This window comes from Streptomyces sp. NPDC001816 (assembly GCF_042892235.1).
Lineage (GTDB): Bacteria > Actinomycetota > Actinomycetes > Streptomycetales > Streptomycetaceae > Streptomyces.
In genome coordinates, this window is the sequence record NZ_JBIATY010000016.1 from 79,840 (window position 1) to 98,971 (window position 19,132).

Genomic DNA, 19,132 nt, shown 5'->3' on the forward strand with positions numbered 1-19,132 from the left:
CCGCGGGATCTTCAACAGCCCCTTACTACTACGTGCCGTATGAGCTGTGTGTATCAGGTCTCAGTCTCGCAGATGGCGCAACCGCCATCACGGTTCCGATCTTGAGGTCGGCCGCTTCCGGGGCGAGCCGCGGCCTACCCTGAGGAGGTCACCACGCAACCGGAGTCCGAGAAGTCGGAGAATTCGCACGTCATGAGCGCCATGAGCGAACTGCCCTATCCCTATGAAGCGCCCGTCTCGCAGGCGCTCTTCGACCGTGCGTCCGTCGTCACACCGGGTGGTGTGAACTCGCCGGTGCGCGCCTTTCGTGCCGTGGGCGGCACGCCCCGGTTCATGGTTTCCGGCACGGGACCGTACCTGACCGACGCCGACGGGCGGGAGTACGTCGACCTGGTGTGCTCCTGGGGACCGATGATTCTGGGGCACTCCCACCCCGAGGTCATCGGCGCCGTCCAGGAGGCGGTCGCGCGCGGTACGTCCTTCGGTACGCCCGGTGAGGGCGAGGTCGCGCTCGCCGAGGAGATCGTCGCCCGGGTGGAGCCCGTCGAGCAGGTGCGGCTCGTCAGCAGCGGCACCGAGGCGACCATGTCGGCGATCCGGCTCGCCCGCGGGTTCACCCGGCGCTCCAAGGTGATCAAGTTCGCCGGGTGCTACCACGGGCATGTGGACTCCCTGCTCGCCGCGGCGGGGAGCGGCGTCGCGACGTTCGCGCTGCCCGACACGCCCGGTGTCACCGGCGCCCAGGCCGGCGACACGATCGTGCTGCCGTACAACGACCTCGAAGCCGTGCACGAGGCCTTCCACCGGCACCCGGGCGAGATCGCCTGTGTCATCACCGAGGCCTCGCCCGGCAACATGGGCGTCGTCCCGCCGGACCCCGGGTTCAACCAGGGGCTCAAGGACGCCTGCCAGAAGAACGGCGCCCTCTTCATCTCCGACGAGGTCATGACCGGGTTCCGGACGAGCAGGAGCGGCTGGTACGGGATCGACGGGGTCAAGCCCGATCTCATGACCTTCGGGAAGGTCATGGGCGGCGGGTTCCCGGCCGCGGCCTTCGGCGGTCGCGCCGACGTCATGGCCCACCTCGCTCCCGCCGGGCCCGTCTACCAGGCCGGCACCCTCTCCGGGAACCCCGTCGCCACCGCCGCCGGCCTCGCCCAGCTGCGGCTGCTCGACGACGCCGCGTACGACAAGGTCGACGCCGTCTCCGAGCAGATCCGGACCCTCGTGACCGAGGCGCTCAGCAAGGAGGGCGTGGCGCACCGGCTGCAGACCGCCTCCAACATGTTCTCCGTGTTCTTCACCGACCGGCGGGTGCGGAACTACGAGGACGCCAAGCGGCAGGAGTCGTACCGCTTCACCGCCTTCTTCCACTCGCTGCTGTCGAACGGCGTCTACCTGCCGCCGTCGTCCTTCGAGTCCTGGTTCGTGTCCACGGCCCACGACGAGCGGGCCATCCAGAAGATCGCCGACGCCCTTCCGGCGGCGGCCCGAGCGGCCGCGGAGGCCACCGCGTGAGCAACAGCATCACCAGCAGCGACAAGGACGTCACCGTCGTCCATCTCGTGCGCCACGGAGAGGTCGAGAACCCGACCGGGATCCTCTACGGGCGGCTGCCCGGCTACCACCTGTCCGAGCTGGGCCGTCAGATGGCCGACCGCGTCGCCGAGCACCTCTCCTCGCGCGACGTCACCCACGTGGTCGCCTCGCCGCTGGAGCGCGCGCAGGAGACCGCCACCCCGATCGCGAAGGCGCACGGGCTCGACCTCGCCACCGACGAGCGGCTGATCGAGGCCGACAACGTCTTCCAGGGCAAGACCTTCGGGGTCGGGGACGGCGCGCTGCGCAAGCCCGACAACTGGAAGCACCTCGTCAACCCGTTCAAGCCGTCCTGGGGCGAGCCGTACATCGACCAGGTCGTCCGGATGATGGGCGCGCTGAACGCGGCCAAGGACCAGGCCCGCGGGCACGAGGCGGTGCTGGTCAGCCACCAGCTGCCGATCTGGATCGTGCGGTCGTACGTCGAGAAGCGGCGGCTGTGGCACGACCCGCGCAAGCGGCAGTGCACGCTCGCCTCCCTGACGACCTTCACATATCTGGGCGACAGGATCGTCTCCGTCGGCTACGCCGAGCCCGCCATCGACCTCGTGCCGGCTCATCTCCGCGCCGGTGCCAAGCCGGTGAAGGGGAAGAGCAAGGCCTTCGGGGCGTGACGCGCCGGCTGCGGCCGTCAGCCGAAGTCCTCAGCCGGCGGCCGCTTCTGACGGTCCGTTTGGAATGGCTTAGGGTCCCTTTGCCGTATCCGTTGCGAAAAACATAAATATCAGCGGAACCTCCCCGATCGTCGTGCCCTCTGAGTGGGTAACCACCAGCAGGCGCGATGAATCGGGGATTTCCATGCGCACCAACTCCCGGACCCTTTCCCGGAGGGGAATACTCGGCCTCGGCGCGGGCGCGGCGGCTGCCGCCACACTCGCCGGCTGCGGGTCTCTCAAGTCCTCGGACGGCGGCGGGCACGGATCCGGTTCCGGGAACTCGGCCGGGGGCGGCGATGGCAAGAACGGCGGGACCAAGGCGCGGCCCATCGGCGACGGCTCCACCTCCTTCACCGGCAAGCAGCCGCACCAGCCGGCCAGGCCCGAGCCGCTGGAGCCGGGGCAGACCCCGCCGCAGTTCGTGATCTTCTCCTGGGACGGCGCCGGCGAGGTCGGCAACGGGCTGTTCCCGCGCTTCCTTGACCTGGCCAAGGAGCACGGCGCGAGCATGACCTTCTTCCTCTCGGGGCTGTACCTGCTGCCCGAGGGCAAGAAGCGGCTGTACGAGCCGCCGAACAACCCGCGCGGCGCCTCCGACATCGGCTACCTCAGCGACCCGCACATCAAGGCCACGCTGACCAATGTGCGTCGGGCCTGGATGGAGGGCCACGAGATCGGCACCCACTTCAACGGGCACTTCTGTGCCGGCAGCGGCACGGTCGGCAACTGGACCGGGGCGCAGTGGGAGAGCGAGATACGCCAGGCCAAGGCGTTCGTGAAGGAGTGGCGGACCAACACCGGCTGGAGCGACCTGCCCTCCCTGCCGTTCGACTACGACAAGGAGCTGGTCGGCGGCCGTACGCCCTGTCTGCTCGGCCAGAACAACCTGCTGCCCACCGCCAAGAAGCTGGGCTGGCGCTACGACGCCTCCTCGCCGGGCGGCCGCCAGGTGTGGCCGGAGAAGAAGCTGGGGATCTGGGACCTGCCGTTGCAGCAGATACCTTTCCCGGGGCGTTCCTTCGAGGTCCTGTCCATGGACTACAACATGCTCGCCAACCAGTCGGTCAACACGACCAAGGCGCCCGCCTACAACTACCCGACCTGGCGCAAGCAGTCCGCCGGGGCGTACATCGCGGGATTCGAGCGGGCATACAAGACAAACCGGGCACCGCTCTTCATCGGCAACCACTTCGAGCAGTGGAACGGCGGCATCTACATGGACTCCGTCGAGGAGGCCTTCAAGCACATCGCGCGCGAGAAGGAGAAGGGTGCGGACGTGCGCCTGGTCTCCTTCCGGCAGTTCGTGGACTGGATGGACGTCCAGAAGCCCGAGGTGCTCGCCAAGCTGCGCACGCTGGAGGTCGGGCAGCAGCCGTCCGGGGGCTGGAAGGGCTTCCTGCGGGACGCCGGGGGTGCCAAGTCGGCCTCCTCGGACGCCACCTGAGAGGCCGCCCGGCATTGCGCCTGAAATGTCCGGAGTAAATACCTCCTGGAATGGGGTTTTCCGCCCGCCAGGGGGGTGCGCGAAATCCCCGGAACAGGCATGCGAAACTTTTCACATGAGTACCCGTAGCCGCGCCGCCCTCCTTGGCGCCATGGCCGCCGCGGCGGCCCTGACCCTGTCCGCGTGCGGCAACGGCGGCACCTCAGGCGGAGGCGGCAACACCGGCTTCGTCACCGGCAACAACGGCATCAGCACCGTGCCGCAGGGCAAGCGGGCCACCGCGCCCGACCTGTCCGGCAAGACCATCGACGGCAAGACCCTGGACGTCGCCGACTACCAGGGCAAGGTCGTCGTGATCAACGTCTGGGGCTCCTGGTGCGGACCGTGCCGGGAGGAGGCCAAGTACTTCTCCAAGGTCTCCCAGGCGTACGAGGGCAAGGGCCTCCAGTTCGTCGGCATCAACACCCGGGACACCAGCACCACCCCCGCGGTCGCCTTCGAGAAGGAGCACGGGATCAGCTACCCGAGCCTGTACGACCCCACGGGCAAGCTGATGCTCCGCTTCAAGAAGGGCACGCTCAACCCGCAGCTGATCCCGTCCACGCTCGTCATCGACAAGGACGGGAAGGTCGCCGCGCGGGCGCTGGAGGCGCTCGACGAGACCACCCTGCTGAAGATGGTCAAGCCGGTCCTCGCGGAGAAGTGACGTGAGCGCACTCGTCACGCTGGCCGCGCAGAACCAGACCGTCCTCCACGGGGCCCTGCTGGTCGCCCTGCCGATCGCCCTGCTCGGCGGCCTCGTCTCCTTCTTCTCGCCCTGCGTGCTCCCGCTCGTCCCCGGTTACCTCTCCTACGTCACCGGGGTCGCCGGCACCGACCTTGCCGAGGCCAGACGCGGGCGCATGGTCGCCGGAGCCTCCCTGTTCGTCCTCGGGTTCAGCGCCGTGTTCATCTCCGGCGGGGCGCTGTTCGGCTCCTTCGGCTGGACCCTCCAGGAGCACAAGGCCGTTCTGGCCAAGGTGCTCGGCGTGCTCATGATCCTCATGGGCGTGTTCTTCATGGGGCTGATGCCCTGGTTCACCCAGCGCGAGTTCCGCTTCCACCGCCGGCCCACGACCGGCCTGGTGGGCGCACCGCTGCTCGGCGCACTGTTCGGCATCGGCTGGACCCCCTGTCTGGGGCCGACCCTGTCGTCCGTGAACCTCCTCGCCATGGAACAGTCGAGCGCCGGGCGCGGAGCACTGCTGATGGTCGCCTACTGCCTGGGCCTCGGCGTGCCCTTCGTGCTCGCCGCGGTCGGCTTCCGCAAGGCGCTCGGTGCCTTCGGCTGGGTCAAGCGCCACTATGTCTGGGTGATGCGCATCGGCGGCACGATGATGATCGTGACCGGTGTGCTGCTGCTGACCGGGGCCTGGGACCGCCTGGTGCAGGAGATGCAGACCTGGTCCGACGGCTTCACTGTGGGGATCTGATCGATGAGCAAGACCGAAACCGACAAGGGCCAGGAGCAGGAGGACCTGGGGGCGGCCGGCTCCCAGCTGTCCACCGCCCCGCAGGAGGAGATCGCCTCCGTGCCCGGCCTCGGCGTCGTCGGCTGGGCGCGCTGGTTCTGGCGGCAGCTGACCTCCATGCGGGTCGCGCTGCTGCTGCTCCTGCTGCTGTCGCTCGGCGCGATCCCCGGCTCGCTGATCCCGCAGACCGGCGCCGACGCCACCAAGGTCGACGACTTCCGCAGGACCCACACGACGCTCGCGCCGATCTACGACAAGCTCGGCCTCTTCCACGTCTACAGCTCGGTGTGGTTCTCCGCGATCTACATCCTGCTGTTCGTCTCCCTCATCGGCTGCATCGTCCCGCGCACCTGGCAGTTCGTCGGCCAGCTGCGCGGCCGCCCGCCGGGCGCCCCCAAGCGGCTGGACCGGCTGCCCGCCTACACCACCTGGCGCACCACCGCCGAGCCGGAGCAGGTCCGCGAGGCCGCGCTCGCGCTGCTGAAGAAGCGCCGCTTCCGCGCCCACCTCGCCGGTGACGCCGTCGCCGCCGAGAAGGGGTACGTCCGGGAGCTGGGCAACCTGGTCTTCCACGTCGCGCTGATCGTGCTGCTGACCGCCTTCGCCTCGGGCCAGATGTTCAAGTCGGACGGCACCAAGCTGATGGTGGAGGGCGGCGGCTTCTCCAACGCGCTGCCGATGTACGACGACTTCAGGTCCGGCAGCCTGTTCAGCACCGACGAACTGGTGCCGTTCAGCTTCGACCTGAAGGACTTCGAGGGCACCTACGAGCTGACCGGCCCCAACCGCGGCACCCCGCGCACCTTCCAGGCGAAGATCGCCTACCGCGAGGGCGCGTACGGCAAGGAGAAGCCGGCCACCATCAAGGTCAACCAGCCGCTGGAGATCGGCGACTCCAAGGTCTACCTGGTCAGCCACGGCTACGCGCCCGTGATCACCGTCCGCGACGGCAAGGGCAAGGTCGTCTACCAGGACGCCGTACCGCTGCTGCCGCTCGACGGGAACGTCACCTCGCAGGGCGTCATCAAGGTCATGGACGGCTACCGCAACGCCAAGGGGCAGAAGGAGCAGCTCGGCGTCCGGGCCTTCTTCCTGCCGACCTACGGCGGCGGCGCCTCGGTGCTCTCGCAGTTCCCGGCGCTGCTGAACCCGGTGCTGAACCTGGAGCCGTACCACGGCGACCTCGGCGTCGACGCGGGCCTTCCGCAGAGCGTGTACCAGCTCGACAAGAGCCACATGAAGGCGTTCAAGGACGCCAAGGGCCTGCAGCTGCGCGGGAACCTCAAGCCCGGGCAGACCCTGAAGCTGCCGAACGGCGCCGGCTCGATCACCCTCGAGAAGGACATCAAGGAGTGGGCCGGCTTCGAGATCGTCCAGGAGCCGGGCAGCGGCTGGGCGCTCGGCGGTGCCCTCGCCGCGATCTTCGGTCTGGCTGCGTCCCTGTTCATCCAGCGCCGCCGCGTGTGGGTGCGGGCGGTGCGCGGCGCCGACGGCGTGACGGTTGTCGAGATGGCCGGGCTCGGCCGCAGCGAGTCGGCCAAGGTGCCCGAGGAGCTGGGCGACCTCGCCGGAACCCTCTACGACCAGGCGCCGGGGGCACCCGACCGCGACTCCAACGAATCCGACGTCGTACCTGCCGAAGGGGCTGAGCAGTGACTCTCGCCGCCGCCACCAACGAACACCTGGCCAGCATCAGCAACACGCTGATCTACTCGTCCATGGCCGTCTACACCCTGGCCTTCTTCGCGCACATCGCCGAGTGGCTCTTCGGCAGCCGCAGCAAGGTGGCCCGTACGGCCGCGGCGCTGACCGCCGCCGGCGAGCAGAAGGCGAGCGGGCCCGCCGTCACCGTCAAGCAGGCCGGGGGCACCGCCGTACTGGAGCGGCCCAAGGTCGTCGTGCGCTCCGCGTCCGGCGCGAGGGACGTGCCGGACGGGCCCGGTGCGCACGGCGGGGACGAGCAGGGCGACCTCTACGGGCGGATCGCCATCTCCCTCACCGTGCTCGCGTTCCTGGTGGAGCTGGGCGGGGTCGTCGCCCGCGCGGCCTCCGTGGAGCGGGCGCCGTGGGGCAACATGTACGAGTTCAACATCACCTTCTCCACGGTCGCGGTCGGGGTGTACCTCGGGCTGCTGGCGCTGAAGAAGAACGTGCGCTGGCTCGGCCTGTTCCTGGTCACCACGGTCCTGCTCGACCTCGGTCTGGCCGTCACGGTCCTGTACACCGCGAGCGACCAGCTCGTCCCGGCCCTGCACTCGTACTGGCTGTACATCCACGTCTCCACCGCGATCTTCTGCGGCGCGGTGTTCTACGTCGGCGCGGTCGCCACGATCCTGTACCTGTTCAAGGACTCGTACGAGAACAAGCTGCAGACCGGCGGCAAGCCCGGCACCTTCGCGACCTCGGTGCTGGAGCGCCTGCCCGCCTCCGCCTCCCTCGACAAGTTCGCCTACCGGGTCAACGCGGCGGTCTTCCCCCTGTGGACCTTCACGATCATCGCGGGCGCGATCTGGGCGGGCGACGCCTGGGGCCGCTACTGGAACTGGGACCCCAAGGAGACCTGGTCCTTCATCACCTGGATCGCCTACGCCTGCTACCTGCACGCCCGGGCCACGGCCGGCTGGAAGGGCCGCAAGGCCGCCTACCTGGCGATGATCGCCTTCGGTTGCTGGCTGTTCAACTACTACGGCGTCAACATCTTCGTGAGCGGCAAGCACTCCTACGCGGGCGTCTGAGCCACCGGTCGCCCACACTGGTGTCATGAGCGGTTCCATCACACAGGGCACCAGTCAGACCCACGGGAACACGCACATCCTGCACCTCGTGGTGCGTCTGCCCCGGCCCATGGAAGCGGTCTGGCCGGCGCTGTCCACGCGGGAGGGACTCGCCGCGTGGTTCACCGCCGCCGACGTCCTGCAACCCAGGCTCGGCGGCGCGGTCACCCTGCGTGACCTGGGCAGCGGCCGGATCACCGCCTGGGACGTGGACCGTGTTGCCGAGTACACGGTCGAGCCCGGCGGCCGCATTCGCTTCCACCTGGAACGCGCCGGCGACGACGCGAGCGTGCTCCGCTTCAGCCACGAGTCCCAGGGCGATGACAAGTCGGAACCACGCTGGAGGGCCCGCTTCGAGCGACTGATCGAGGTGCTGGGGAGCGACTCCTCAGGAGCCGCTCCCGGGCTCACGTGGGGCGCCGGCTGAGATACGCCTCGAAGTAGTACTCGGCCTCGGACACGACGACGAGGCAGTCCAGCGTCTCCGACAGGAACATCCACGGCTGCTCGATCGCGCATCGCAGCCGCGCCGTGCAGCCGCGCTCCGGGACCCGGCACTCCAGCCAGGGAAGGATCCCGAGGTGGGTCGCCGCGTAGCACGGCTGGTGATGCCGTTCCCGGCGAGCAGTGCCTCGATCCACGCGTCGAGCTCCTCCGGCGACGTGTCCTCGGGGACCGACTCGGCCGGGTCCGTGTGGATGTCCCAGATTCGCCCGAGCGCCTCCCCGACCCACTCTGGCACGGCGCCGGGCTCCAGGGCCCCTCCGGTCAGCAGATCGCCGAGCGTGGCCTCGATGCCTTCCAGGGCGGCCTTCTCCCGGCGCTCCCGGAGCTTTTGCTGCAACCTACTTTCCAAGGCAACGTTCCTGTGCGTAGTAGATGTGGTGCTTCGGCATGATCTGCTTGTAGGTCTTGCCCTGCATGTTGACGTCCGACGGAAGGCCCTCCTGCGGCTTCCCCGCGTGGAAGTGCGGGTGCGGCGCGTTGGGGTCGGCGGTGTGCTCGGCGATGACCCTGCTGCCGTTCGGGGTGTCGTACTGGTAGTAGCGGCCCCAACCGGGACGGGGGTCCTTCTCCGGGCTGGCGTTCGGGTCGCGTACGCCACCGGGTTCGGGGCGGAGCCGAGACCGAGGGGGTCGGGGGTGACGTAGTGGGCTGCGGAGGGATGTGTCCGAGCGTGACACCCACGCCTAGGACGGCGGCAGGCACTCCTTCGTCGGTGGTCTGCCCTCCGGCCAGGCGATCCTGACGAAGCGGGAGTCGCCCTCGGGGGTCAGTTCCACGATCGGGACGGCCTTGTCGTACGGGTTGCCGCGCACGTCCAGGCAGATCCAGCCGCTCGCACCGCTCACCCGGAGCGATCCCTTGACCTGCGGCCACTGGAGGCCGACGTCCGCGAGGGCCGGGACCTTCCTGCCGTCCGGTACCGCCTCGCGGATGCCGTGGACCGCCAGCTGCAGGGCGTCGTAGCCGATGATCAGCTGGCCGTCGTCCAGGGCGACCGAACCGATCGGCCCGGACGGCCCCCGTTCGGCGGCGGCCAGCAGCCGCTGCAGCACCCCGAAGTCCGCCGCCGAGCCGCCGGTCTTCGTCGGGTCCCTGGGCCAGGCGTCCGGGTGGGCCAGGGAGGTGTAGCGGACGGAGAGGTGGTGGCGCAGGGCGTCGCGGTCCAGGTCGCTCTCGTGGGTCAGGTACGACGCCTCGTCGCCGGTCAGGACGGTGAACTTCCGGTCCTGGCAGCCGCGGCCGCCGAGCGCGTTGATGAACTGCCGCAGCTGGGTGTGGCGTCCCGCGAACAGGATCGTGTCGGTCTCCCGGGAGGTGTCGCACACCAGATGCGTGATCTGCCGGAAGGTGTTCGCCGTCGTCCCCTCCTTGCTGCGGTCGGCCGGCGGCGTGAACGGCTGCGGCTCGTACGGCGAGCCCTTGATCAGCGCCGCGAACGACTCCTGCAGCGTCCGGGTGTACGGGTCGCCCGGCTTGTCGTACACCAGCAGCGCCTTGCCCGCGCTCACCTTGGCGAAGGACGCGAGCGCGCGGGCCTCGTCGGTGTTGGTCGGCGACACCCGGGCAAGGCCGGGGTAGGGGTCCGTGCCGCCCTGCCCGTTGGCCAGGTCGTCGGCGGTGATCGAGGAGCCGACCACCGGGATCCCGAGCCGGGTCAGCGCCTGGACGGCCTTCTTGTTGTTGTCGGTGCTCTGCCCGATCCCCACCACGGCCCGCAGCCGGTCCGCGCCGGTCGTCATCCGCATCAGCTGGTCCACCGTCTGCTGCCAGTGGTCCCCGGTCGCACCCGGGTTGGCCAGCACCAGCCGGATCGCGGGCGCCTGCCCATTGGACTCGTGGTTGGCCTGGTACTGCGCCAGATAGGCGCCCTGCAGCTGGTGCTGGATGTCGTTCAGGTTGGTCGCGGAGGCGGAGCTGTACGGGAGCATCAGCGCCACCGTCACGTAACTGTCGGGCTTGAGGCGGTCGTTCTCCCGCGCGACCGCCCGTACGACGTCCTTCAGCCGCGCGTGCCCGAAGTCGTACGAGCCCGTCGCCACGCCCACGCATTCGTCGCTGTCCTGCGGCCGGGACACCCCGGGCGCACAGGACCGGTCCTCGTGCAGGAGCGCCCGGCCCGCGAACACCAGCCCCGTCACCAGCGCCGCCGTCACCAGCAGCGCCAGATAGCGGCGCAGCGGGATCTCCCACACGCTCTCGCGCACCCACGTGCCCACGCCTCTGCGCGCCATCACGCCTCCCCGCTGCGGTCGTCCGGGCCGTCGTCCGTGTCGTCGGGGTCGGCCATCGGGCGCCCGGCGAGCGCCGCCGCCGGCCAGTCCCGGGATGCCCGCCACAGCAGCGCGTTGGCCGCCGGCCGCAGGTTGGACAGCTGCTCCAGCTCGAAGCGCAGCCGGTCGCACACCTTCGGATCGGGCAGCACCAGCGGATCGCCCAGCTGCCACACCGCGTGCAGCAACCGCCGTATCCGCAGGTGCAGTACGGCGTCCGCGCCCTCGGGCGGCTCCTGCCCGGCGTCGGTGCGGCCGAGCGCGATCGCGGCGCGCCGGTCGCCGTGGCCCGTGAAGTCGCGGCCGTCAGCGTCGTGCGCGTGGAAGTAGGGCGCCGAGGCCACGAAGCGCAGGGTGCGCAGCCAGCTCCGGATGTCCGCGGTGTGGAAGGTGTCGCGCAGCTGGGCGACCGCCGACTCCGAGCTGCCCAGGGCCAGTTCGTGATGGAGCCGGTAGCGGGCCTGCTCGGGGTCCGGGTAGTGCGCGATCAGCGTCTCGTGCGCCGTACGCCACGACGCGTGGTCGGCGTCCCTCAGATGCAGCCTCAGCAGCAGCAGGGTGCGCACGAAGGGATCGCCGACGAACCGGCCCGGCTCGGCCGGCAGCCCCTCCTCGGCCAGCCGGGTCCGCAGCGCCCGTACGTCCGCCGGGCCGAAGGTGTCCGGCAACAGGGCCGCGGCCAGCACGCAGGCCGAGTCGTGGTCGTGGGCGGCGGCCAGCACGGTCAGCTCGTCCAGGTACTCGGCGGGCACCAGCCGGTCCAGCAGCGCCTGGTAGGCGGGGGCAGCCTCCTGGTCCTCGTCCAGCCGTACGCCGGCTGTGAGCAACTCGCCCAGCGAGACAGCCTGGTTCTGCGCGGCGGACTCGGCGAGCAGGACGATGCCCAGCGGATTGCCGCCGGTCAACCGGTGGGTGGCGTACGGGAGTTGGGGCGAGACCGGGATGTCGTCGCAGACGGCGCCCACGATGTGCAGGGTGTCGTCCGGGCTCAGCGGGGGAAGCGCGACGAGCAGCGCCCGCGAGGAGGGGGCCGCGTCCGGGGTCCAGCCGCTGCGCCGGGCCACCTCGGGCAGCTCCCGCCGGACCGCGCTGCGCAACTCCTCGCGACCCTCGCCGCGCCGGGCCGCGACGAACGCCACCTGGTCCGCGATGCCCTCGGCGCGGTCGCGCAGCACGGCCTCCACGAGCCCGGGCCCCGGCGCGGTCTGCGCGTCGTCGATCAGCACCAGCGGCCGCCCGAGCCGCTGCATGCGCGGCAGCACCCCCGCGTACGCCTCCGTCAGGTCGGCCAGCAGCGCCCGCACCAGATACCGCTCGGCGTGCTCCCGGGAGGTGCCGCCCGCCCGGAAGTGCCCGGAGAGCAGGATCAGCCCGCGCTGGGCGTGCCGGCCCGCGTTCGGATACGTCCGGTACCAGACCGACGCCTTCTGGTGCCGGCGGCTGGCGAAGCCCTCCGCGACGGACTCCAGGGTGGCCTCGATCGCCCCGGACAGGAACGGCCCGCTGCCGGTCGCCGCGGCGACCACCTTGGCCGCCACCCTCCCGGCCCAGCGCCCGGCGAAGCCGCTGATCCACGACCCGCTCTCGTTCAGCAGCAGGATCCGCTCGACCTCGCGCCGGATGCGCTCCGAGTCGGCGTCGCTCCAGCCGCCGGCCGCCACCGCCACCAGGCCCGACATCAGCCGGGGAAAGGTGATCCGGCCGGCTCCGGTCACCGGTTCCGCGAGTTGCTCGGCGATGACCAGCAGCGCCTGCGCCACCGGCGACCACGACTCGGCGGGCCGCTCCGCGGGCGGCCCCGCGAACTGCGCGTCCGCACAGTCGACCAACGCGACCGGCGTGTGGCCCTTGTAGGCGTCCCGTAACTCGGCCAGCACCGCGCTCTTGCCCAGCCCGCGGGCGCCCGTGAGCACCACGAAGGGCAGCTCGCCCGGGTGCTCGAACGGATGACCACGGTGCTGGTGGGGGCGCAGGCCCACGAGTCGGGGCGCGAGACCGGCCGGATCGACGTCGAACAGCGCTCCGCGCCCGTGCAACCGTCTGTGCACCGCATTCCCCCCTCAACAGCAGTGTAGAAAGGGGAAGTTGTCACTGACCAGGGTCAGTGATGTCCGTTGGGTTACGAAAATCGACCGGGTCGCGACGCCGCCGCCGTGACCAGATCCCGCAGCCGCTCGACGTACAGCCGCATGTTCTTGGCCGCCACGTCGGTGTCCGGGTAGCGGCTCGCCACCCACAGACCGTCGTGCAGTCGGGTGACCCACACGCACACCTGGTCGCCGTACGACACCCGCAGCAGCCCGTACGCCTTCTGCTCGGCCCACCGCGCGGCGCCCGGGATGCCGCGGGCGTCCAGGAACGAGACGATCGAGTACAGGTCGGGGGAGGCCGGCCGGAAGTCCGTGCCGAGCAGCTTCAGCACCCGGGCGAGCGGCATGCGCGCGAGCGAACGGTTGGCCTGCAGCTCGGCCCGCACGGCTTGCAGCGTGCTGGGCAGATCGGGAGTGCCGGCCACCGGCACCTCGATCGGGGCGCCGCCCACGAACCAGCCCACCGAGTCGCTCCAGCGGGACTTCACCCGGGTGTGGAACGGCACCACCGTCCGGTACACGGACTGCCCGCCGAGTTCGTGCACGATCAGACCGGTGGCCGCCAGCAGACCGACCAGGCTGCCGCCGTGGGGCCGGCAGTACGCCTCGAACGCGGCGGCCGAGTCCGCGTCCGCGAGCGGCTCGCAGATCATTTTCTGCGGCGGCAGCGGACCGCCGGGTTCCAGGCCGAGGTCGACGGGGAAACTCGGCAGCGCTCCGTCGCACCGCCGGACGAACTCCCGCCAGCGCGTGACGATCTCGTGGCCGCCGTCGACGCGGTCGGCGTCCGCCCGCTCCAGCTCGCAGAAGTCGACGTAACTCGCGGCCGGGGTGCGCATCACGGGTCCGCGCCCCCGCAGGCCCGCCGCGTACAGCTCGTGGATCTCGGCGGGGATGCCGTGCAGGGAGTAGGCGTCCACGTTGCTGTGGTCGAAGGCCATGTACACGCTGGTCGAGTCGTCCCGGACCACCGCCGTGTAGATGAGGTTCGGCCAGCGCAAGGCGTCCGCGACGGCGTCGAAGCGGCCTTGGAGATGCCGGGCCAGGGCGCCCGCGTCACCGAAGTCGCCGACCGTCTCGCGCCGCAGGGACACGTCACCGGCGTCGAGCGTGAACCGGCGCAGCCGGTCGTCCGCCCAGCGAAAGCCGCTGCGCAGCGTCTCGTGCCGCAGCGTCCAGGCCCGCAGGGACTCCTGCAGCACGTCGAGGTCGACCCGGCCCGGCAGGTCGAAGGCCGTACCGAGCCAGGTCGGCACGAACAGCCCGCCGTCCCGCACGGACCTGGCGGTTCTGATGTGCGACTCCTGGATGTAGGCCGGCGGCCGGGAGTCCTCCGGCAGCCCCTTCGCCGTGGCGACGGTGTCCGGACTCAGCGTCCACTCGACGAGCCGTCCCGGCCGGACCTCGCAGCGCTGGATGTCAGTGATTCGCACGCGTCTCCGATCGCAGAAGGGGGCCCTGTGATGTGGGCCCCCTTCAAGGGAATGCCGTCGGACGCGGCCGGGACATGCCGGACCGGGGCATTTCAGTGGAACGGATGGCGAGCCGAACGCGGAAGTGATTAACCCACAGTGATCGGAGGGGGATTCACCCGACGGTGATCGAGTTCAGCTTCTCCCGCAGGTACACGTGCGAGTCGACGGGCGGGTACGCCACCCGGCCCACCGGCGCCGGCACGGACTCCACCAGCGTGCCCGGGGTGCACTCGCCGAAGTACACCAGCGACATCAGCTCCTCGCCGGGCGCGTCGGCGGGCGGCGGCAGCACCCGATGCCGCCCCGACCGCCATCGGTCACCGGTCCAACGGGCCAGCAGGTCCCCGATGTTGATGGTGAAGGCCGCCGGATCGTAGGGCGCGTCCTCCCAGCCACCCTCGTCCGTGTAGACCTGCAGACCGCCCTTCCCCGCCTGCCGGTCCAGGATGGTGACGGTCCCGAAGTCGGTGTGCGGCCCGATCCGGAACTGCCCGGGCTCGGGCTCGCCGACGACCTCGGTGCCCGGGTACCAGTTGATGTTAAAGCCGTACGTCGGATGGTCCATGTGCCGGGAGAAGAAGTCGGGTTCGAGCCCGAGGGCGTACCCCAGCAGCGACAGCAGCTCCTTCTCCAGTCCGGCCATCCTGGCGAGGTACTCCTCGCACAGCGGACGAAGCCCGGGGATCTCCGTCGGCCACACGTTCGGCGCGTACCACTCGGCGTTGACGACCGGGTCCTCGAACGGCTCGTGCGTGGCGAAGGTCAGCGACTCCTTCAGGTCGGGCGGGGTCTCGGTGCCCTCCGCGTACGCGTTGGCCTCGGCACCCGGACCCAGCCAGCCGCGCCCGCCGACCTTGGCCTCGTACCGCCGCTTGGCCTCTTCCGGCAGCAGGAAGAAGTCCCGGGCGGCCGCACGGATCCGCGCGCGCAGCTCCGGCTCCACGCCGTGCCCGCGGACCAGCAGGAACCCGGCGGTCCGGAGGGCCCGGTCGACGGTACGGGCGAGGGCGGCACGGGCCTCGGGGCCGCCGTCCGTCCAGGGGCGGAGATCGATGGTAGGAATCCGCGGTTCACTCACCAATATCCTCGTTCCACAGAGCCGGGTTGTCCTTGACGAAGGCGCGCATCAGATCGACGCACTCGGGGTCGTCCAGCAGCACGATCTCCACGCCGTGCTCGGCGAGCCAGTCGTGCCCGCCGCGGAACGTGGTCGCCTCGCCGATCACCACCCGCGAGATCCCGAACTGCCGGACCAGGCCGCTGCAGTACCAGCAGGGGGAGAGAGTGGTCACCATGGTCGTGCCGCGGTACGTGCGCTGCCGTCCCGCCGCCCGGAACGCCGCCGTCTCCGCATGCATGGAGGGATCGTCGTCCTGGACGCGACGATTGTGGCCGCGACCCAGCAGCGTGCCGTCGGGGCCGTAAAGGGCGGCGCCGATCGGGATACCGCCCTCGGCGAGTCCGACGCGGGCCTCGGCGACGGCGGTGGCGAGCCAGGCGCGGGCCTGTTGCTGATCCATGCCCTCACTGTTCCCCGCCGAGGGCACCCGGACAACGCGCGGCGCCCGCGTTCGGGTGGTGCGAACCGGCTCTGTACCCTGGCCCGATCACATCGCGCGGGAGGAAACGCCCATGGTCGCTGCCCCGGTTCTGGAGGAGCTGCGGGAGGTCTGCCAGCCGTACGCCAAGCTGGCCAGCCGCAACGGGGAGCACTGGGCGGGACGGCTGTACATGCGCAGGGTTTCGCTGCGGTTCACTCGGCAGCTGGTGCGTACCCCGGTCACCCCGGACCAGCTGACCTGGACCATGGTGGTCTGCGGCATCGCCTCCGGCGCGGCCCTCCTGATCCCGGGCCTGACCGGTGCGGTTCTGGCCGTCGTCCTCATGCAGTTGTTCCTCCTCTTCGACTGCGTGGACGGCGAGGTCGCTCGCTGGAAGGGGCAGAACAGCGCGACCGGCATCTACGTGGACCGGCTCGGGGCGTACCTCGCGGATGCGGCGCTGATGGTGGGGATCGGGTTCCGGGCGGCGGAGGACGGCCTCGGCGGCTGGCTCTCGCTCGGCATCGCCACCGCGCTCGGGGTGGTGCTGCTGAAGGCCTCGACCGACCTGGTGGACGTGGCTCGGGCCCGGCGCGGGCTCGGGGTGGCCGACGACGAGTCGACCCGGCCGCGGTCGCAGGGCGTGGCCACGGTGCGGCGGCTGGCGGCCGCCTTCAAGATCCACCGGGTGACCAACGGCATCGAGGCGTCCCTGGTCCTGCTGGCGGCGGCACTCGGGGACCTGGCCACGGGCGGTGTCGAGGTGACGCGCTGGGCGCTGATCGCGCTGGCCGCGATCACCTGGCTGATGGTCCCGGCCCACCTGCTGTCGATCCTGGCGTCGTCGCGGCTGCGCTGACGCGTTGCCCGGGATGATCGCGTCGGAGTAGCGTGACACCGACCGCAATGATCGATTCGGCACGCCGACCGCCGTCGCCCTCGGGCGGACGCAGCGCACTCGTCGCTCAATGATCGTATGCCCGCAGGCACGGCGAGTACCTGGCCTACTTCAACGGCAGGGTGCGTACGACCTCTGCCACCGGGGCGAGCATGAAGTGGGACGAGAACAAGCAGTCCGACGGCTCCTACTCCATGAAGCACCACCTCACCGGGAAGTGCCTCGACAGCAACCGCAACGGCGCCGTCTACGTGGGTGCGTGCAACGGCGGCAACTACCAGAGGTGGTACGAGAGCAAGGACTCCTCGGGCTGGCGGCTGAAGAACAAGGCCACCGGGCGCACCCTCGGGCTGTCGTCCAGGGGGGCCGTCGTCACCTCTTCCGACACGGGTTCCTCGCGCCAGCGCTGGAGCTGATCCGAGGGTAGTTCGGTCGAGCAGGCCGGGCCGGTTCCAGGAGTCGTCGGCGTGGTCGCTGAAGTAGGTTGCTGAAAGCCAAGTGACCTACAAGGGGAGCGACTTGAACGGGGAACAGAACGGGGTCGAGCCGCTGGAGGACGACGATCCTCGGCGCATCGGACCGATCCCGCTGCTCGGCCGGCTCGGGGCCGGCGGCATGGGGCGGGTCTACCTGGGCGTGCACGAGGGCCGGTACGCGGCCGTCAAACAGGTGCTGCCCTCGGTGGTGGGCGAGGACCAGGACTTCGTACGGCGCTTCGGGCACGAGCTGGACAACCTCTCCCGGCTGCCCGCCGGGGCCACCGCGCCGCTGCTCGCGGGTGACCGAGCCGCCCGGCCGCCGTGGTTCGCCACCGCGTACGTGCCGGGGCTGACCCTGCGCGAGGCCGTGGAGGTGCACGGCGGGCCGCTGCCGCCCGGGGCGCTGTGGCTGCTGCTGCGGGAGGCCGCGGCGGGGCTGGCGGCGGTGCACGAGCTGGACATGGTGCACCGGGACGTCAAGCCGTCGAACGTCATGCTCACCCTGGAGGGTGTCACCCTCATCGACTTCGGTGTGGCCCGGGCCGCCGACCAGAGCCAGCTGACCCGGACCGGCATGGTGGTGGGCACTCCCGCCTACATGTCTCCCGAACAGGCTTCGGGGGCACGGCGGTTGACCGGCGCGGTGGACATCTTCGCGCTGGGTTCGGTGATCGCGTTCGCGGGCAGCGGCCGACCGCCCTTCGGCGACGAGTCCGGGCACGGCGTGCTGTACCGGATCGTGCACGAGCAGCCCGACCTGGAGGAACTGCGCGAGACGGACGCGGAGTTGGCGGCCGTCGTCGCGTCCTGCCTGGACAAGGATCCCGAGGGCCGGCCCACCGCCGCCGAACTCGTCGAACTGGCCGCCGGGCGGGGCCCGTCCGAGCCCCCGCTGTGGCCCGGGTCCATCACCGAACGGCTGACCGTCCGGACGGCGTTCGCGGCACAGGTGCCGGAGGTGGCGGAAGTTCCGGAGGCGGAACCGGCATCCGCGCCGGAGCCCGAAGTGGTCCTACGGCCCGCCGAGAAGCAGCGGCCGGCCGAGCAGCCCCGCGAACGGCGCCGCACACGCCTCCTGTTGGCCGTCCTGCCGGTTGTGGTCGTCGTCGGTACAGGGACGCTGGCCTTACAACTCCTGCCATACGGCGCCGACTCCGGGCGGAAGGGCACTGCGGGCACCCCCGAGGCTTCCGTCTCCGCGTCGGCCGATCCGGCGCCCGGCCAGTCCTCCGCGAGCCCGTCGGGCAGCGGGAAGCCGGGCGGGAAGGGGTCGGCTTCGCCCGCGGGCAAGGAGAAGCCGGGCAAGGGAGATTCGGGCGGCGGCACGGAGGGCTCGGGTGCCTCGGGCGACTCCGGTGGCTCGGGTTCGGCGGGCGGTGCAGGCGGCGCCACCGGAGGTACCTCGGGATCCGGCTCGGGCGGCTCCTCGTCCGGCGGTTCCAGCAGCTCCGGCGGTTCTTCGGGCGGTTCCTCGTCCGGCGGCTCCTCCTCCGGAGGGACCTCCACGACCAGTCCCGGCACGGGCTCCTTCCGGCTCAAGAACGGCGAGAACGGCAAGTGCCTGATCCAGGTCTACGGCTCCACGGGCCTCGGTGACTGCTCGGACTCGTCCGCCAAGTGGACCTTCCGCAGTGCCTCGGGCGGCAGCGTCAAGGTCATCAACGTGTCGAGCGGCGCGTGCCTGAGCGCGAACGGCAACGGCCAGGCCGTCTTCGTCGGCGACTGCTCCCAGAGCAGCAACGCCCGCCTGTGGAAGACGGGCTCCGGCAACTCCCTGCGCACGGTCTACGACGGCGGCTGCCTCGACCTCGCCTTCGGCGGCGGGGTGGCCGAGGCGACCTGCCAGTCGGGGGCCGCCTCCCAGAGCTGGGCGCGGACGTGAGGCGGG

At 70.8% G+C, this 19,132-nt stretch carries 18 protein-coding genes; 11 read left to right on the forward strand and 7 right to left on the reverse strand.

Annotated elements, in window-relative coordinates:
- Window positions 1–201 precede the first annotated feature (201 nt).
- The 8 genes from hemL (at window position 202) to ACFYZZ_RS39770 (ending at window position 8,411) form a co-directional block, all read left to right on the forward strand.
- On the forward strand, window positions 202–1,518 hold the full coding sequence (hemL, locus tag ACFYZZ_RS39735; RefSeq protein WP_389187618.1) for a glutamate-1-semialdehyde 2,1-aminomutase: 1,317 nt from the start codon (window positions 202–204) through the stop codon (window positions 1,516–1,518).
- Entirely contained in the window at window positions 1,515–2,213 is a 699-nt protein-coding gene (locus tag ACFYZZ_RS39740; RefSeq protein ID WP_389187243.1) for a histidine phosphatase family protein, read from the forward strand. The genes hemL and ACFYZZ_RS39740 overlap by 4 nt, the downstream gene beginning before the upstream one ends.
- 184 nt (window positions 2,214–2,397) lie before the next feature.
- Window positions 2,398–3,699, forward strand: coding sequence for a hypothetical protein (locus ACFYZZ_RS39745; protein WP_389187246.1), 1,302 nt, complete (start codon window positions 2,398–2,400; stop codon window positions 3,697–3,699).
- A gap of 115 nt (window positions 3,700–3,814) precedes the next feature.
- Complete coding sequence (locus tag ACFYZZ_RS39750) at window positions 3,815–4,405, forward strand: TlpA family protein disulfide reductase (RefSeq protein WP_389187249.1); 591 nt, start codon at window positions 3,815–3,817, stop codon at window positions 4,403–4,405.
- Window position 4,406: 1 nt separating this feature from the next.
- Window positions 4,407–5,171 carry a cytochrome c biogenesis CcdA family protein gene (locus tag ACFYZZ_RS39755; RefSeq protein ID WP_386577057.1) on the forward strand — a complete coding sequence of 255 codons (765 nt, stop codon included), beginning with the start codon at window positions 4,407–4,409 and terminating at the stop codon, window positions 5,169–5,171.
- A gap of 3 nt (window positions 5,172–5,174) precedes the next feature.
- Window positions 5,175–6,866, forward strand: coding sequence for a cytochrome c biogenesis protein ResB (locus ACFYZZ_RS39760; protein ID WP_389187254.1), 1,692 nt, complete (start codon window positions 5,175–5,177; stop codon window positions 6,864–6,866).
- Complete coding sequence (ccsB, locus tag ACFYZZ_RS39765) at window positions 6,863–7,945, forward strand: c-type cytochrome biogenesis protein CcsB (RefSeq protein WP_389187257.1); 1,083 nt, start codon at window positions 6,863–6,865, stop codon at window positions 7,943–7,945. Before ACFYZZ_RS39760 ends, ccsB begins: the two co-directional genes overlap by 4 nt.
- Window positions 7,946–7,970: 25 nt before the next feature.
- The gene (locus ACFYZZ_RS39770) at window positions 7,971–8,411 is read left to right on the forward strand and encodes a hypothetical protein (RefSeq protein ID WP_389187260.1); all 441 of its coding nucleotides are present in this window, start codon (window positions 7,971–7,973) and stop codon (window positions 8,409–8,411) included.
- Here ACFYZZ_RS39770 and ACFYZZ_RS39775 read toward each other — a convergent pair.
- The 7 genes from ACFYZZ_RS39775 to ACFYZZ_RS39805 all read right to left on the reverse strand — a co-directional run bounded on the left by ACFYZZ_RS39775 (window position 8,392) and on the right by ACFYZZ_RS39805 (window position 15,846).
- Window positions 8,392–8,625: a hypothetical protein gene (locus tag ACFYZZ_RS39775; protein WP_389187263.1), complete on the reverse strand. Its 234-nt coding sequence runs from the start codon at window positions 8,623–8,625 to the stop codon at window positions 8,392–8,394. The two genes, ACFYZZ_RS39770 and ACFYZZ_RS39775, sit on opposite strands and share 20 nt — an antisense overlap.
- Window positions 8,626–8,829: 204 nt before the next feature.
- A complete protein-coding gene (locus ACFYZZ_RS39780; RefSeq protein WP_389187265.1) occupies window positions 8,830–9,168 on the reverse strand; it encodes an HNH/endonuclease VII fold putative polymorphic toxin in 339 nt (112 codons plus the stop codon).
- Between the two features lie 6 nt (window positions 9,169–9,174).
- Window positions 9,175–10,722 (reverse strand): hypothetical protein, encoded by a 1,548-nt coding sequence (locus tag ACFYZZ_RS39785; RefSeq protein ID WP_389187268.1) that lies wholly within the window; start codon window positions 10,720–10,722, stop codon window positions 9,175–9,177.
- Entirely contained in the window at window positions 10,722–12,809 is a 2,088-nt protein-coding gene (locus ACFYZZ_RS39790; RefSeq protein WP_389187271.1) for a hypothetical protein, read from the reverse strand. Before ACFYZZ_RS39790 ends, ACFYZZ_RS39785 begins: the two co-directional genes overlap by 1 nt.
- A gap of 71 nt (window positions 12,810–12,880) precedes the next feature.
- Complete coding sequence (locus tag ACFYZZ_RS39795; RefSeq protein ID WP_389187274.1) at window positions 12,881–14,284, reverse strand: condensation domain-containing protein; 1,404 nt, start codon at window positions 14,282–14,284, stop codon at window positions 12,881–12,883.
- A gap of 154 nt (window positions 14,285–14,438) precedes the next feature.
- Window positions 14,439–15,404, reverse strand: coding sequence for an isopenicillin N synthase family dioxygenase (locus ACFYZZ_RS39800; protein WP_389187277.1), 966 nt, complete (start codon window positions 15,402–15,404; stop codon window positions 14,439–14,441).
- Complete coding sequence (locus ACFYZZ_RS39805; RefSeq protein ID WP_389187280.1) at window positions 15,397–15,846, reverse strand: nucleoside deaminase; 450 nt, start codon at window positions 15,844–15,846, stop codon at window positions 15,397–15,399. Before ACFYZZ_RS39805 ends, ACFYZZ_RS39800 begins: the two co-directional genes overlap by 8 nt.
- Window positions 15,847–15,958: 112 nt before the next feature.
- Here ACFYZZ_RS39805 and ACFYZZ_RS39810 point away from each other — a divergent pair, with 112 nt between their 5' ends.
- From ACFYZZ_RS39810 to ACFYZZ_RS39820, 3 genes are all read left to right on the forward strand, one after another.
- Window positions 15,959–16,726: a CDP-alcohol phosphatidyltransferase family protein gene (locus ACFYZZ_RS39810; protein ID WP_389187282.1), complete on the forward strand. Its 768-nt coding sequence runs from the start codon at window positions 15,959–15,961 to the stop codon at window positions 16,724–16,726.
- Between the two features lie 161 nt (window positions 16,727–16,887).
- Window positions 16,888–17,181, forward strand: coding sequence for an RICIN domain-containing protein (locus tag ACFYZZ_RS39815; RefSeq protein WP_389187285.1), 294 nt, complete (start codon window positions 16,888–16,890; stop codon window positions 17,179–17,181).
- Window positions 17,182–17,284: 103 nt separating this feature from the next.
- Complete coding sequence (locus ACFYZZ_RS39820; protein WP_389187288.1) at window positions 17,285–19,126, forward strand: protein kinase; 1,842 nt, start codon at window positions 17,285–17,287, stop codon at window positions 19,124–19,126.
- The last annotated feature ends 6 nt before the right edge of the window (window positions 19,127–19,132 follow it).

Excerpts from the sequence above, each read along its gene's own strand:
- hemL (WP_389187618.1), top strand. The coding sequence starts at position 202 with ATGAGCGAACTGCCCTATCCCTATGAAGCGCCCGTCTCGCAGGCGCTC.
- ACFYZZ_RS39745 (WP_389187246.1), top strand. The coding sequence starts at position 2,398 with ATGCGCACCAACTCCCGGACCCTTTCCCGGAGGGGAATACTCGGCCTC.
- ACFYZZ_RS39750 (WP_389187249.1), top strand. The coding sequence starts at position 3,815 with ATGAGTACCCGTAGCCGCGCCGCCCTCCTTGGCGCCATGGCCGCCGCG.
- ACFYZZ_RS39760 (WP_389187254.1), top strand. The coding sequence starts at position 5,175 with ATGAGCAAGACCGAAACCGACAAGGGCCAGGAGCAGGAGGACCTGGGG.
- ACFYZZ_RS39770 (WP_389187260.1), top strand. The coding sequence starts at position 7,971 with ATGAGCGGTTCCATCACACAGGGCACCAGTCAGACCCACGGGAACACG.
- ACFYZZ_RS39785 (WP_389187268.1), bottom strand. The coding sequence starts at position 10,722 with ATGGCGCGCAGAGGCGTGGGCACGTGGGTGCGCGAGAGCGTGTGGGAG.
- ACFYZZ_RS39805 (WP_389187280.1), bottom strand. The coding sequence starts at position 15,846 with ATGGATCAGCAACAGGCCCGCGCCTGGCTCGCCACCGCCGTCGCCGAG.
- ACFYZZ_RS39810 (WP_389187282.1), top strand. The coding sequence starts at position 15,959 with ATGGTCGCTGCCCCGGTTCTGGAGGAGCTGCGGGAGGTCTGCCAGCCG.